12 protein-coding genes are annotated in these 14,138 nt (G+C 71.6%); 8 read left to right on the top strand and 4 right to left on the bottom strand.

Features of this window, described 5'->3' with window-relative positions:
- Positions 1–5: 5 nt before the first annotated feature.
- Positions 6–2,252 carry a molybdopterin cofactor-binding domain-containing protein gene (locus tag WDZ95_RS13755; protein WP_425779251.1) on the top strand — a complete coding sequence of 749 codons (2,247 nt, stop codon included), beginning with the start codon at positions 6–8 and terminating at the stop codon, positions 2,250–2,252.
- A 91-nt stretch (positions 2,253–2,343) separates the two neighbouring features.
- Here WDZ95_RS13755 and WDZ95_RS13750 read toward each other — a convergent pair whose 3' ends face one another.
- Positions 2,344–3,270: an AraC family transcriptional regulator gene (locus WDZ95_RS13750; protein ID WP_166228507.1), complete on the bottom strand. Its 927-nt coding sequence runs from the start codon at positions 3,268–3,270 to the stop codon at positions 2,344–2,346.
- Between the two features lie 176 nt (positions 3,271–3,446).
- Here WDZ95_RS13750 and WDZ95_RS13745 point away from each other — a divergent pair, with 176 nt between their 5' ends.
- Complete coding sequence (locus WDZ95_RS13745) at positions 3,447–4,340, top strand: RNA polymerase sigma-70 factor (RefSeq protein ID WP_166228505.1); 894 nt, start codon at positions 3,447–3,449, stop codon at positions 4,338–4,340.
- Here the strand turns inward: WDZ95_RS13745 and WDZ95_RS13740 are convergent.
- Complete coding sequence (locus WDZ95_RS13740) at positions 4,315–5,265, bottom strand: LysR family transcriptional regulator (RefSeq protein WP_425779249.1); 951 nt, start codon at positions 5,263–5,265, stop codon at positions 4,315–4,317. The genes WDZ95_RS13745 and WDZ95_RS13740 overlap by 26 nt on opposite strands.
- Before the next feature lie 121 nt (positions 5,266–5,386).
- Between WDZ95_RS13740 and WDZ95_RS13735 the strand changes: the two genes are divergently transcribed.
- Entirely contained in the window at positions 5,387–6,001 is a 615-nt protein-coding gene (locus tag WDZ95_RS13735; protein ID WP_166228501.1) for an FMN-dependent NADH-azoreductase, read from the top strand.
- A gap of 22 nt (positions 6,002–6,023) precedes the next feature.
- On the opposite strand, the gene WDZ95_RS13730 is transcribed toward WDZ95_RS13735, so the two are convergent.
- Positions 6,024–7,418, bottom strand: a complete 1,395-nt coding sequence (locus tag WDZ95_RS13730) for a PLP-dependent aminotransferase family protein (RefSeq protein WP_425779247.1) — start codon at positions 7,416–7,418, stop codon at positions 6,024–6,026.
- Between the two features lie 171 nt (positions 7,419–7,589).
- Between WDZ95_RS13730 and dctP the strand changes: the two genes are divergently transcribed.
- The 4 genes from dctP to WDZ95_RS13710 all read left to right on the top strand — a co-directional run bounded on the left by dctP (position 7,590) and on the right by WDZ95_RS13710 (position 11,840).
- On the top strand, positions 7,590–8,627 hold the full coding sequence (gene dctP, locus WDZ95_RS13725) for a TRAP transporter substrate-binding protein DctP (protein ID WP_425779245.1): 1,038 nt from the start codon (positions 7,590–7,592) through the stop codon (positions 8,625–8,627).
- A 74-nt stretch (positions 8,628–8,701) separates the two neighbouring features.
- Positions 8,702–9,214 carry a TRAP transporter small permease subunit gene (locus tag WDZ95_RS13720; RefSeq protein ID WP_425779243.1) on the top strand — a complete coding sequence of 171 codons (513 nt, stop codon included), beginning with the start codon at positions 8,702–8,704 and terminating at the stop codon, positions 9,212–9,214.
- A complete protein-coding gene (locus WDZ95_RS13715; protein ID WP_425779241.1) occupies positions 9,211–10,527 on the top strand; it encodes a TRAP transporter large permease in 1,317 nt (438 codons plus the stop codon). Before WDZ95_RS13720 ends, WDZ95_RS13715 begins: the two co-directional genes overlap by 4 nt.
- Positions 10,528–10,562: 35 nt before the next feature.
- On the top strand, positions 10,563–11,840 hold the full coding sequence (locus WDZ95_RS13710) for a hydroxymethylglutaryl-CoA reductase, degradative (protein WP_425779239.1): 1,278 nt from the start codon (positions 10,563–10,565) through the stop codon (positions 11,838–11,840).
- Between the two features lie 12 nt (positions 11,841–11,852).
- On the opposite strand, the gene WDZ95_RS13705 is transcribed toward WDZ95_RS13710, so the two are convergent.
- The gene (locus tag WDZ95_RS13705) at positions 11,853–12,755 is read right to left on the bottom strand and encodes a LysR family transcriptional regulator (protein WP_425779237.1); all 903 of its coding nucleotides are present in this window, start codon (positions 12,753–12,755) and stop codon (positions 11,853–11,855) included.
- Positions 12,756–12,841: 86 nt separating this feature from the next.
- On the opposite strand from WDZ95_RS13705, the gene WDZ95_RS13700 reads away from it, so the two are divergent.
- Positions 12,842–14,062, top strand: coding sequence for an FAD-dependent monooxygenase (locus WDZ95_RS13700; RefSeq protein WP_425779235.1), 1,221 nt, complete (start codon positions 12,842–12,844; stop codon positions 14,060–14,062).
- The last annotated feature ends 76 nt before the right edge of the window (positions 14,063–14,138 follow it).

Raw genomic sequence — 14,138 nt, 5'->3', positions numbered from 1 at the left:
ACCGCATGTTGTCCCACCTCTCCGCCGAGATGCCGCGCGCGCTGCAACACCTGGTGTCGCGCCAGCACCCCGCCGCCGACGGCGCGGCCGAACTGCCGCGCCGCGGCTTCCTCAAGCTCGCGCTGGGCAGCGGCTTTGCGCTCGGCGTCGCGCCGCAGACCGTGTTCGCACAGGCCGACAAGCCCGCCGAGCCCGCAGGCCTCAAGCCCACGCAGCAGCCCGCGGCCTTCGTGCAGATCGCGCGCGACGGCACCGTGACCGTCACCGTGAACCGGCTCGAGTTCGGCCAGGGCGTGCAGACCGCGCTGCCGCTGGTGCTCGCCGAAGAACTCGATGCCGACTGGTCCAAGGTGCGCAGCCAGCTCGGCACCAACGACATGGCCTATGCCGATCCGCTGTTCGGCATGCACCTCACGGGTGGCTCCACCGCGCTCAAGCACAGCTACACGCAGTACCGCGAGCTCGGCGCGCGCGCCCGCGCCATGCTGGTGTCGGCCGCGGCCGCGCGCTGGAACACCGACGCGGCGCGCCTGCGCACCGAGGCCGGCCACGTGATCGGCCCGGGCGGGCGCAAGCTCGCGTACGGCGCGCTCGCCGACGAGGCGATGAAGCAGCCCGTGCCCGAGAAGGTCGCGCTCAAGGACCCCAAACAGTTCAAACTGATCGGCCAGCCCACCACGCGCCTGGACGCGCGCGCCAAGAGCAGCGGCCGGCAGGACTTCGGCATCGACGTGCGCCGCCCCGGCCAGCTCACCGCGGTGATCGCCCGCCCGCCCGTGTTCGGTGCCAAGCTGCGCAGCGTCAACGACAGCGCCGCGCGCGCCGTCAAGGGCGTGAAGGCCGTGCTGCGCGTGCCGCTGGACCGCGGCGGTGAAGGCGTGGCCGTGGTCGCCGACGGCTACTGGCCCGCCAAGACCGCGCGCGACGCGCTGCAGCTCGACTGGGCCACCGACGCGGTGGAGAAGGTCGACAGCGAACGCCAGCTCGCCCAGTACCGCGAGCTCGCGCGCCAGCCCGGCGCCAAGCACTTCGACGCCGACATGGCGCCGCTGGCCAGCGCGCCGCGCCGCATCGAGGCCGAGTTCGTCTTCCCCTACCTCGCGCACGCGCCCATGGAGCCGCTCAACTGCACGGTGGAGATCGGCGAGCAGGGCGCCACGCTGTGGGTGGGCTCGCAGATGCCGGGCCTGGACGGCATGGCGGCCGCGCGCGTGCTGGGCCTGAAGCCCGAGCAGGTGCGCGTGAACGTGCAATCGGCCGGCGGTGGCTTCGGCCGCCGCGCCATCCCGAGCAGCGAATACGTGGTCGAGGCCTGTGCCATCGCCAAGGCCGCGCAGGCCGCGGGCCTGAAGGCGCCGGTGCGCACCGTGTGGAGCCGCGAGGACGACATCAAGGGCGGCTACTACCGCCCCATGCACGTGCACCGCGCGCAGATCGGCTTCGACGAGCGCGGCCGCGTGCTCGCCTGGGACCACACGATCGTGGGCCAGTCCATCATCGGCGGCACCTTCTTCGAACAGATGATGGTCAAGAACGGCGTCGACCAGACCGCGGTCGAAGGCATGCGCGCGCCGTACCCGCTGCCCATGCGGCTCACGGTGCACCACCCCAAGGTGAACGTGCCGGTGCTGTGGTGGCGCAGTGTGGGCTCGACCCACACGGCCTTCGTCATGGAAACGCTGATCGACCAGATCGCGCGCGAGACGCAGCAGGACCCGGTGGCCTACCGCATGGCCCTGTTCGGCGACGCGCACCCGCGCCACCGCGCGGCGCTGCAGCTCGCGGTGGACAAGAGCGGCTACCGCCAGCGCACGCTGCCCGCGGGCCGCGCCTGGGGCGTGGCGGTGCACGAGAGCTTCGACTCGGTGGTGGCCTATGTGGTCGAGGCTTCGGTGAAAGACGGCGAGCCCGTGCTGCACAAGATCACCGCCGGCGTGCACTGCAACCTGGTGGTCAACCCGCGCACCGTGGAAGCCCAGGTGCAGGGCGCGGCGCTCATGGGCCTGGGCATGTGCCTGCCCGGCGCGGCCATCACCCTCAAGGACGGCGTGGTCGAGCAGAGCAACTTCGGCGACTACCGCGTGGCGCGCATCACCGAGATGCCCGAGGTGGCGGTGCACACCGTGCCCAGCGCCGACCCGCCCACGGGCATGGGCGAGCCCGGCCTGCCGCCGCTGGCGCCGGCCTTCGCGAACGCGATCGCCCGGCTCACCGGCAAGCCGCTGCGCGAGCTGCCCTTCAAGCTGGGGTGACACCCCCGCCGCGCTGCGCGCGACCCCCTCGAGGGGGCGGCGCCAGCGGCCCGGCAAAGCCGGTTCCGCGGCGCCCCTGGGTTGCGGGGCGTCAGGCGGCGGTGACGGGGATGTAGCCCTCGCTGCGGCCGCGCGCGCGTTCCACGTCGCGCAGCGGGGGCAGGCCGAACTGGCGGCTGTACTCGCGGCTGAACTGCGAGGGACTCTGGTAGCCCACGCGGTAGCCCGCGCTGCCCACGTCGAGGTCGTCCACCAGCATCAGGCGTCGCGCCTCCTGCAGGCGCAGCCGCTTCTGGTACTGCAGCGGCGACATCGCCGTGGCCTGCTGGAAGTGGTGGTGCAGCGACGAGGCGCTCATGCCCACGTGCTGCGCCAGGGCCTCGATGCGCAGCGGCTGCGCGTAGTGCTGGCGCAGCCAGGCGATGGCCTTGGCGATGCGGTTGGCCGGGCTGTTGGCCGAGGCGATGCGCAGCAGCGTCGGGCCGTGCGGCCCGGTGAGCAGGCGGTAGAGGATCTCCTGCTCGATTAGGGGCGCGAGCGAGGCGATGTCCTGCGGGCGCTCGAGCAGGCGCACCAGGCGCAGCGTGGCGTCGAGCAGCTCGGCCGGCGCCTTGTGCACGGCCACGCCGCGCCCGCCCTCGGCGCGCAGCGCCTCGGGCGGCAGGCTCACGCGCGAGAGCACCTCCTGCAGCCGCCCGGGGTCGATCGCCATGCCCAGCGCGAGCTTGGGCCGCTCGGGCGTGGCCTCGACGATGCACGAGACCACGGGCAGGTCCAGCGTCACCAGCAGGCAGTCGCCCGCGCCGTAGTGGTAGACCTCGTCGCCCAGCGTGAGCCGCTTGCTGCCCTGGGTGACGAGCGCAAAACACGGCCACTGCGCAATGTGCAGCGGCAGCGAAGGCGAGCTCTGGCGCGCGAAGAACAGGTGGTCGACCGCGGTCGGCGTGAGGCCGTCGGCCTCGGTGGATCGGGCAATCGCGTCGTTGATCTCGCGCAGGGCGTCCTGGGGTGGCAGCATGGTGAGGCTCTGGGGCAGGGCGGAGCCGCGATGATCGGGCATGCGCCGCGCGGGCGTGCGCCGCTGGGGTTTTGTCTGGCCGTGGTTTGCAGGAATGGGCAAGCTTCGCGGAGCATCGTGACAGCCGCCCGTCGGGGCGGCGTCACAATCGCCGCGGTCCATCCGTCTGGTGCGTCATGACCCCCGAACCCGACCCCTTCGTGCGCCTGCGCCCCCGGCTGCGTGGCATCGCCTACCGCATGCTCGGCAGCGCCGCCGACGCCGAGGAGGTGGTGCAGGACGCCTGGCTGCGCTGGCACCAGACCGAGCGCGCGGGCGTGGACAACGCCGAGGCCTGGCTGGTCTCGGTCACCACGCGGCTGGCCATCGACCGCCTGCGCGCCGCGCAGTCACGGCGCGAGGACTACGTGGGCTTCTGGCTGCCCGAGCCCATCCTCACCGACGCGCCGCACTCGCCCGAGCAGATGCTCGAACGCGCCGACGACATTTCGGTGGCCTTCCTGATGGTGCTCGAGCGCCTCACGCCCGAATCGCGCGCGGCCTTCCTGCTGCGCGAGGTCTTCGAGGCCGACTACGGCGAGATCGCGACCGCGCTCGGCAAGAGCGAGGCCGCGGTGCGCCAGCTCGTGCACCGCGCGCGCGTGCAGGTGAAAGACGGCCGCGCGCGCCGGCCGGTGCCGGCCGATGAACAGCGGCGCCTGCTGCAGGCCTTCGCCGATGCGGCCGCGAATGGCGACATCGCGGGCCTGAAGGCGGTGCTGGCCGAAGACGCGCAGCTCGTGAGCGACGGCGGTGGCAAGGTCGCCAGCTTCGGTGTGCCGCTGCTCGGCGGCCAGCGCATCGCCCAGCTGTACCTGGCTGCGGCGCTGCGTTTTCCGCAGCGCGTGCGTTATGCGCTGGTGCGACTCAACGGCGAATGGGGCCTGCTGCGCTGGATCGATGGCGCGCTCGAATCGGCGCAGAGCCTGCAGATCGCGGATGGCCGGGTCGTGGGCATCCACGTGCAGCGCAACCCCGACAAGCTCGCGCGGTTGGCGCAGGGGCTCAGCGGCGGGACCGCTTCGGCCTGAGCGGCGCCGGCACCGCAGCAGTGGGCGCCGCGCCCGCCACAGCGCCCAGCGCGTCCGCGCGCAGGATCTCGGCCAGCCGCAGCGCGGCCGGGCCGGCGGCGCTGCGGTCGCCGAAGATCAGGTACAGGTCGGCGAAGCGCTCGCCGCCGTGGCGCATGGGCAGCGGCTTGAGCTGGCCCGAGCGCAGCTCGTCGCCGATGCGTTCCTCGGGCAACCAGGCGAAACCGTGGCCGCGGCGCGCGGCCTCGATCGAGGTCGACAGGTGCCCCACGGTCCAGCGCTGCGGCGCCTGCAGGCTGGTGGCGGTGGTGCGCTCGGGGCTGGTCTCGCGCACCACGAGGTGGCGGTGCTGGCGCAGGTCGCGCAGCGTGACCGCGCGGCCCAGCCGGTGCAGCGCGTGGTCGGGGTGCGCCACGAGCAGGAAGCGCACGCGCATCAGGTGCTCGCCCTCGTAGCCCTGCGGCACGCTGCCGTAGATGGCCAGGTCGGTCTTGCCTTCGTCGAGCAGCGTGGTGCGGTGCCCGAGCACGGCCTCCAACACCTCCACGCGCGTGTGCGAGGCGCTCTGGCCGAAGCGCTCCAGGCAATCGAACAGGCGCTGGTTGGGGTAGATCACCTCCACCGCGAGCCGCAGCTCGGCCTCCCAGCCCAGCGACAGGCAGCCCGAGGCCGACTCCAGTGCCTGCGCCTCGGCCACCAGGTAGCGCGCGCGCTGGTACAGCTGCTCGCCCGTGGGCGTGAGCCGCGCCTTGCGGCCGTCGAGTTCGAACACCTGAACGCCCAGCTGCGACTGGATCTGCTGCACCGCGTAGGTCACCGACGACTGGCTGCGGTGCAGCCGTTCGGCCGCGCGCGCATGGCTGCCCGCCTCCACCACGGCCACCAGGGCGTTCCATTGGTCGAGCGTGACGCGGGGGTGGTTCATGGCGTGATGTATCGGCTGGTTCGATGGATCAGAGCGAGATTTTGCGCTTTTCCATGGACTCAGCCGATGTTTCAATGCCTGCATGGCCCCCGGCCACCCACCCCTTCAAGGAAACACCGCCATGTCCACCCTGCTCCTGATCCGCTCCAGCCTGTTGCAAGACAACAGCCAGTCCAACCGCCTTGCCGACCGCTTCGTGGCGCAATGGCAGGCCGCGAACCCGCAAGGCCGCGTCGTGGTGCGCGACCTCGCCGCGCAGCCGCTGCCCCACCTGAGCCTGGCGCACGTGGGCGCGTTCGGCACGCCCGCCGAGCAGCGCACGCCCGAGCAGCAGGCGCTGGTGGCCGCGTCCGATGCGCTGATCGCCGAGCTGCAAGGCGCCGACGTGATCGCCCTGGGCCTGCCGCTCTACAACTTCGGCATCCCGTCCACGCTGAAGGCCTACTTCGACCAGATCGCGCGCGCCGGCATCACCTTCCGCTACACCGCCAACGGCCCCGAGGGCCTGGTCAAGGGCAAGCAGGTCTACGTGTTCGCCGCGCGCGGCGGTCTCTACAAGGGCCAGCCGCACGACACGCAGACGCCTTTCGTGCGCAACTTCCTGGGCTTCCTGGGCATGAGCGACGTGCGCTTCGTGCACGCCGAAGGCCTGGCCATGGGCGACGAACCGCGCGGCCGCGCGCTGGCCGCGGCCGAGGCCGAGGTGGACGCCCTGCTCGAGCCCGTCGCGGCCTGAGGCCGGCCGCGCGGCGGCCCGCTCAGCGCGCCGCCTTCACCGCAGCCGCCAGAAAACGCAGGAAGCGCGGGTCGCTGGCGTAGGCCACGTTCACGCGCACGGCCGCCACGTCGGCCCGGCGCTCGGGGAAGAACACCGAGCCCGGGGCCAGGAAGATGCCCGCCTTCGCGGCCTGCCGCGCCAGCGCCAGCTCGGACAGGCCGCGCGGCAGCGTGGCCCACAGGTAGTAGCCCGCCGGGTCGGCGGGCTGCACCTGCACCCCGGCGCGCGTGAGCGCCCGCGTGGCCGGCAGGAAGGCCTCGGACAGGCGCGCCTTCAGCCGGTTGAGGTGGCGCCGGTACTGGCCGGTGGTGACCAGCTGGTGCACCACGCGCTCGACGAAATCCGAGGTCGAGACGATGGTCACCATCTTGAGATCGCACAGCGCGCCGATGTGCTGCGCCGGCCCCGCGATGTAGCCCACGCGCAGGCCGGCCGACAGCGTCTTGGAAAAACTGCTCACGTAGATCACGCGCTCGAGCTGGTCGAGCGCGGCCAGCCGCGGCGCGCCCGCGGGCTGCAGATCGGCGAAGGGGTCGTCCTCCACCACCAGGCAGTCGTGCTCGGCCGCGAGCTGCAGCAGCTTGTGCGCCTTGGGCAGGCTCAGCGAGCCGCCCGTGGGGTTGTGCGCGAGCGACTGGGTGAAGAACACCCGCGGCCGGTGGGCCCGCAGCAGCGCCTCCAGCACGCCGAGGTCGGGCCCGTCGGGCAGGCGCGGCACGCCCAGCAGCTTCACCTTGGCCAGCTTGAGCTTGCCGAACAGCGGGTAGTAGCCCGGCGAGTCGACCAGCACCGTGTCGCCGGGCTCGAGCAGGTGGCGCACGATCAGGTCGAGCGCGTGGTTGGCGCCCTGGGTCAGCAGCACCTGGCGCGCGTGCACGTGGATCGCGCGTTCGTTGAGCAGCCGCGCCACCGTGTCGCGCAAGGGCGCATAGCCCCAGGGCGAGCCGTAGCCGTGACCCGGGTCGGGCGCGTCGCTGCCGCGCGCGAGCTTGAGCTGGCGCGCGATGTCCGAGCCTTCCATCCACGAGGCCGGCGGGCGCCCGTCGCCCACGCGCACCTCGTAGTGCTGTTCGAGCTGCTCGCGCAGCAGCGACACCACGTCCACCGCTTCGCTCACGTGCGAAGGCGCCGCCGCGGTGCGCGAGCGCGCGAGGCGGCGCACGTAGAAGCCCGAGCCTGGGCGCGCCTCGGCGTAGCCGCGCGCCACCAGCCGGTTGTAGGCCTCGACCACGGTGTTCACGCCCAGGCCTTCCTTGGCCGCGGCGTCGCGCACCGATCGCAGGCGGCTGCCCGCGGGCAGGCCCCCCTGTTCGATGGCCTGCGCCAGCCGTGCGGTGAGGGCCTCGGCCTTGGTGTGCGGGGTGGGCGTTTCCATGCGCGGGCCTCGGGGATTGTGTCCATCGACCGATGGACACAGTTTGTGGATCTGTGTCCAAACTGTACCCATGCTCATGGGCGCGCGTCCATAGACTTTTGCGCAGCGCAGGCCTTGCGCACGACCCGGCCGATGGGCGGGCGAACAACCACAAGCCTCTGGAGACAAGCCATGAAACCCCCAGCGATCCCACGCCGCGGTCTGCTCAAGACCGCCCTGGCCGCCAGCGCGGCCGCCCCCCTGGCGCTGCACGCGCAGTCGCCCGCCGTCACCTGGCGCATGCAGGCCCTGTGGGACGGCGGCACCACGCCGCAGAAGTACGAAGAGCGCTTCGTGGCGCGCGTGGCCGAACTCACGGGCGGGCGCTTCAAGATCAACCTGTTCGCGGCCGGGCAGATCGTGCCCGCTGCCCAGGCCTTCGACGCCGTGCGCGGCGGTGCCTTCGAAATGATGAAGACCTTCGACGGCTACGAGGCCGGCAAGATTCCTGCCTTCGCCTTCACCAGCACCATCCCCTTCGGCTTTGCCGAGAGCGACGAGTACGAGGCCTGGTTCTATGAGCGCGGCGGTCTCGAGTTGGTGCGCCAGGCCTACGCGCCCGCGGGCCTGCACTACATCGCGCCCACGGTGTACGGCCAGGAGCCGCTGCACTCCAAGGTGCCGATCCGCAAGATCGCCGACCTCGCGGGCAAGAAGGGCCGCTTCGTGGGCCTGGCCTCCACCGTGATGGGCGCGATGGGTGTGGCGGTGACGCCGCTGCCCACGGGCGAGGTGTATTCCGCGCTCGACAAGGGCGTGATCGACATGGCCGACCGCGGCGACCTCACCGCCAACTTCGAGGCCGGCCTGGCCGAGGTGGCCAAGTTCGTGGTGGTGCCGGGCTTTCACCAGCCCACCACCGCCACCGCCTACGTGGCCAACCGCGGTGCGCACGACCGCCTGCCCGCCGAGTTCAAGGTGGCGCTCGCGGGGGCCGCGCGCGAGGTCTCGGCCTCGCTGCGCCAGCACATCCTGGTGAGCGACGCCACGGTGCTCGCGAAGTACGCGGCCAAGGGCTGCGAAATCATCCGCTTCAACCCGGCCGACGTGGCCGCCGCACGGCCCAAGGCCATGGAGGCCTGGCGCACCGCCACCAAGGGCGACGCCCTGGCCACGCGCATCCTGGACAGCCAGGTCGCGTTCATGAAAGAGCTCGGCCTGCTGGGCTGAACCCCGCCGCCGCGGACCGCGCCGCCGCCCCCGCGGCGGCGTGGCGCCGCGCGCCCCGACCCAGGAGACCCGGCATGCCCGTCTGGCTGTCTGCCACCACCCGCGCCATCACCACCGCCAACCGCTGGCTGTTCCAGATCACCGTCTGGGGCATGGCCATCGTGGTGCCGGTGATGCTCTATGAGGTGGTGATGCGCTACTGCTTCAACGCCCCCACGGTGTGGGGCATGGAACTGGCCGTGCTGCTGTTCGGCCCCTACTTCCTGTTCGGCGGGCCCTACCTGCTGCACCTCAAGGGCCACGTGGCGCTCGACCTGCTGCGCCAGCGCCTGAGCCCCGCCTGGACGCGCCGGCTCGACCTGGTGAACTACCCGGTGATCGTGGTGTTCTGCGCCATCCTGCTGTACTTCAGCGTGCCCGCGGCGCTCAGCGCCTTCGAGTACCGCGAGACCAGCTTCTCGGCCTGGAACCCGCCCGTGTGGCCGGTGAAGGCCGCGGTGCCGGTCGCGCTGCTGCTGATGCTGCTGCAGGCGCTGGTGGAGTTCGTGCACGCCCTCTGTGGCGAACCGGTGCAGGGGGCGGCATGAGCGGCAACCTGGTGCTCTTGCTGATGTTCGGCAGCCTCACGCTGTTCATGCTCAGCGGCCTGCCCATCGCCTTCGTGCTGGGCGGCCTGTCGCTGTTGTTCACCGTGACGCTGTGGGAGCCCAGCGCGGTCATCGTGCTGGTGCTGCAGATCTTCGACACGATGAAGTCGGAGGCGCTGCTGGCGATCCCGTTGTTCATCCTGATGGCCTGCGTGCTGCAGCGCTCGGGCGTGATCGAAGACCTCTACCGCGCCATGGCGCTGTGGTTCGGCGGCCTGCGCGGCGGCCTGGCCATCGGCACCGTGATCATCTGCGTGGTGATGGCGGCCATGACCGGCGTGGTGGGCGCGGCCGTCACGGCGATGGGCATTCTCGCGCTGCCCGAGATGCTGCGCCGTGGCTACCAGCCCCAGCTCGCACTGGGCACCATCTGCGCCGCCGGCACGCTGGGCATCCTCATCCCGCCCTCGGTGCTGACCATCGTCTACGCGGTCACGGCGCAGGTCTCGATCGGCCAGATGCTGATCGCCGGCATCGTGCCCGGGCTGATCCTGGCGGTGCTCTACATCGCCTACATCGTGGTGGTGGGCTGGCTCAAACCCGAGTGGGTGCCGCTGGAGGCGGGCGCGCAGCGCGCGCCGCTGCGCGACAAGCTGCTCGCGCTCAAGGCCCTGGTGTTCCCTTCGATGCTGATCGTGCTGATCCTGGGTTCGATCTTCTTCGGCGTGGCCACGCCCACCGAATCGGCCGCCGTGGGTGTGGCCGGCGCCATGGTACCGGCCCTGCTCAAGCGCCGGCTGCGCCTGCCCATGCTGCGCGAGGCAGGCGTGGACGCGCTCAAGGCCACCTCGATGATCCTGTGGATCACCATCGGGGCCAAGGCCTACGTGGCGATCTTCACCGGCCTCGGCGGCGCCGACACCCTGCTCGAGTTCATCAAGGGCCTGGAGGTGAACCGCTGGGTGGTGCTCGCGGCCATGATGCTGCTGCTGATCTTCCTGGGCACGGTGCTCGACGAGCTGGGCATCATCCTGCTCACCGTGCCGGTGTTCCTGCCCATCGTGCGCCTGCTCGGCTTCGACGAGATCTGGTTCGGCGTGCTCTACGCGATCACGATCCAGATGGGCTACATCAGCCCGCCCTTCGGCTACACGCTGTTCTACATCAAGGGCACGCTGCCCAAGCACCTGGACATGGGCCACGTGTACCGCGGCATCCTGCCCTTCTTCGGCTTGCAGTTCGTGGGCCTGCTGGTCTGCGCCGCCTTCCCCGACCTCATCACCTGGTTGCCGCGCCTGATGGCGGCGCGCTGATCCCTTTCCCTTTCTTCCTCCGCACGAGACCGCCCATGAGCACTCCCGCATCCAGCAGCCGCATCGCCGGCTTTCACAAGCTGCCCATCGCCGATCGTGTCGAGGCCGTGGCGCGCTTCGCCGGCCTCGAGCCGGGCGAGTGCGCGCACCTGCTCGACACCGGCAACCTGCCCGCCGAACTCGCCGACCACCTGATCGAGAACGTGGTGGGCACCATGAACATCCCGGTGGGCATCGCGACCAACATGCGCATCGATGGCGAAGACCGGCTCATTCCCATGGCCACCGAAGAATCCTCGGTGGTGGCCGCGGTGTGCAATGCCGCGCGCCAGTGTTACGACGCCGGGGGCTTCACCACCTCGATGTCGGGCACGCTGATGATTGCCCAGATCCAGCTCACCGGCGTGGGCGATCCGCAGCTCGCGCGGCTGCGCATCCTTGAGCGCAAGGCCGAAGTGCAGGCCAGCTGCGACGCCTGCGACCCCGTGCTGCTGCAGCTCGGCGGCGGCTTCCGCGACCTCGAGGTGCGCGTGCTCGAGACGCGCGGCGGCACCATGGTGATCACGCACATCGTGGTCGACACGCGCGACGCCATGGGCGCGAACGCGGTGAACACCATGGCCGAGAAACTCGCCCCCCAGATCGCGGGCTGGACCGGGGGGCGCACCAACCTGCGCATCCTCTCCAACCTCGCCGACCGGCGCCTGGCGCGCGCGCGTTGCGTGTGGCCGCTGGCCGCCATCGGCGGCGAAGCGGTGCGCGACGGCATGCTCTCGGCCTACCACTTCGCCGATGCCGACCCCTACCGCGCGGCCACGCACAACAAGGGCATCATGAACGGCATCAGCGCGGTGGTGCTGGCCACGGGCAACGACACCCGCGCGGTGGAGGCCGGCGCCCACGCCTACGCCGCGCGCAACGGCCGCTACGCCAGCCTCACGCACTGGGAGGTCACGGCCGAAGGCGATCTGGCGGGCAGTATCGAACTGCCCATGGCCGTGGGCCTGGTGGGCGGCGCCACCAAGCTGCACCCCACGGCCAAGATCGCGCTCAAGGTGCTGGGCGTGCGCAGCGCCGAAGCGCTGGCGCGCACCATCGCGGCCGTGGGCCTGGCGCAGAACTTCTCCGCCATGAAGGCGCTGGCCACCACCGGCATCCAGAAGGGGCACATGGCGCTGCACGCACAGAACATTGCCATGATGGCCGGCGCCCTCGGCGAGGAAATCGAGCGCGTGGCGCGCGTGCTGGTGGCCAAGGGCACGGTGCGCATCGATGTGGCCGAGGCAGAACTGAAGGCCCTGCGCGCGGGCTGAGGCGCACCGCCGCTAGGCGAAGCGCGCCAGCCGCGCCTTGAGTGCGGCCAGCAGCGGCACCGCCGCCGGCGTGAGCACGCTGCCGCGGCGCGCGATGGAGAAGAACTCGATCGACACCGCGGGCGGCCCGATGCGGTGCACGTCGACCGCGTGGCGCTCGCAGGTGCCGCGCACGAACGCGGGCAGCACGGCCACGCCCAGGCCGGCCTCCGCCATGGCGATCACGGTGTGCAGGTTGGCGAAAGTGGGGCGGTCTTCGGCCGGGGCAGCGGGCGCGAGCTGGGCGTCCACGATCTGCTGGATGGCGTTGCCGGGTGGCAGCGCCAGCAGGCGCACCTTGCGCAAGGCGGCCCAGCTCAGGGTGCCACGCGCCCCCAGCAGCGGCTGCAGGCTGCCGCGCGCGCCCACGCACACCAGGGGCAGGCGCAGCAGCCGCTCGCGCACCGTGGTGGGCGAGGGCCGGAACAGGATGCCCAGGCCCAGGTCGACCTCGCCGCTGTCCACCAGGGGCTGGATCTGGCGCCGGTCCACGTCTTTCACCACCACACGCAGCTGCGGGTGGCTGTGCGCCAGTTCGCCGCAGACCTGGGGCAGCACGTCGGCGGCCACCAGCGGTGTGGCCGCCACGCTCACGGTGCGCGCGGCTTCGGCCGTGAGCTTGCCCAGCTGGCCGCTGACCTCGCGGAAGTCGCGCAGCGTGCGTTCGGCCAGCGGCAGCAGGCGCGCGCCGCCCTCGGTGAGCGACACCGAGCGCGTGGTGCGCTCGAACAGCCGGCAGTCGAGCTGCGTTTCCATGTCGCGCAGCATCAGGCTCAGGCCGGCCTGGGTGATGTGGATCTGGTCGGCCGCGCGCGTGAGGTTGCGCCAGCGCGCGATCGCCACGAAGGCCTCGAGTTGGCGCAGGCTGAGATTCATAAGCGCAGCATATCAGTCGATCAGATAGTCAAACTTCACCGGCGGGCCCCGGCGCGCTCCAATGCCGCTTCATGAAAGGCGGTGACATGGCGAAGCGGTTGCGGGTGGCGGTGATCGGTGCGGGCATTGGCGGGTTGACGGCGGCGCTGGCGCTGCTGCGCGAAGGCGCCGAAGTGCAGGTGTTCGAGCAGGCCCCGGCCTTTGGCGAGGTGGGGGCCGGTATCCAGGTGAGCGCGAATGGCACGCGCTGCCTGTTCGCGCTGGGCCTGGAGGCCGCGGTGCGCGAGGTGGCGAGCGCGCCTGCGGGCAAGCAGATCCGCCTTTGGAGCACCGGGCAGCGCTGGACGCTGTTCGACCTCGGCGAGAGCTCGGTGGCGCGTTACGGCTATCCCTACCTCATGCTGCACCGCGCCGACCTGCACCGGGTGCTCGCCGAGGCGGTGCTCGCGGCGCAGCCGGGCTGCATCCATGCGGGCGGGCGCTACCTTCGCCACGAGGAACAGGGCGACGGCGTGTGGCTCGAGGTCGAAGGCCACGGGGCGCAGCACTTTGACGCCCTGATCGGCGCCGACGGAATCCACTCGGCCTGCCGCGAGCGCCTGTTCGGCGCTGGCGTGCCCTGGTTCACCGGCTGCATGGCCTGGCGCGGCCTGGTGCCGATGTCGCGCCTGCCCGCGCACCTGGCTGCGCCCGTGGGCACCAACTGGGTGGGGCCGGGGGCGCACGTGGTCACCTACCCGGTGCGCCGCGGCGAGTTGCTCAACTTCGTCGGTGTGGTCGAGAAGCCCGGCTGGACCGACGAGTCGTGGAACACCCGCGGCACGGTCGACGAATGCCTGCGCGACTTCGCGCACTGGCACGAGGACGTGCACGCCATCGTGCGCGCCATCGAACAGCCGTACCGCTGGGCGCTGCTGGGGCGCGATCCCATGCCGCGCTGGAGCGAGGGCCGCGCCACGCTGGTTGGCGACGCCTGCCACCCCACGCTGCCCTTCCTCGCGCAGGGCGCGATGATGGCCATCGAAGACGGCGTGGTGGTGGCGCGCTGTCTTGCCGCCCGGCCCGACGACCCGGCCGAGGCCTTCCGCCGCTTCGAGGCGTTGCGCCACGAGCGCACCGCGCGCATCGTGCGCGGCTCGGCCGACAACGCGCGCCGCTTTCACGACCCGCGCCTGGCCAGTGCCGAGGGCGCGGCCGATTACGTGAACCGCGAATGGTCGCCCGAGCGCGTGCAGCAGCGCTACGACTGGCTGTTCTCCTACGACGCCACCAGCGTCGACGTGGAGACGGCGCCGCATCCCGCTTGATCCGGCGCGGGCGATCTGTCAAGAGGGCATTCCATATGTTGCGGTTGCAACGTTGCAGTAGGAACATTTGCCGCAG

The organism is Hydrogenophaga sp. T2 (assembly GCF_049843535.1).
Classification (GTDB): domain Bacteria; phylum Pseudomonadota; class Gammaproteobacteria; order Burkholderiales; family Burkholderiaceae_C; genus Hydrogenophaga; species Hydrogenophaga crocea.
This window is presented reverse-complemented; position numbering and strand designations above follow the sequence as displayed.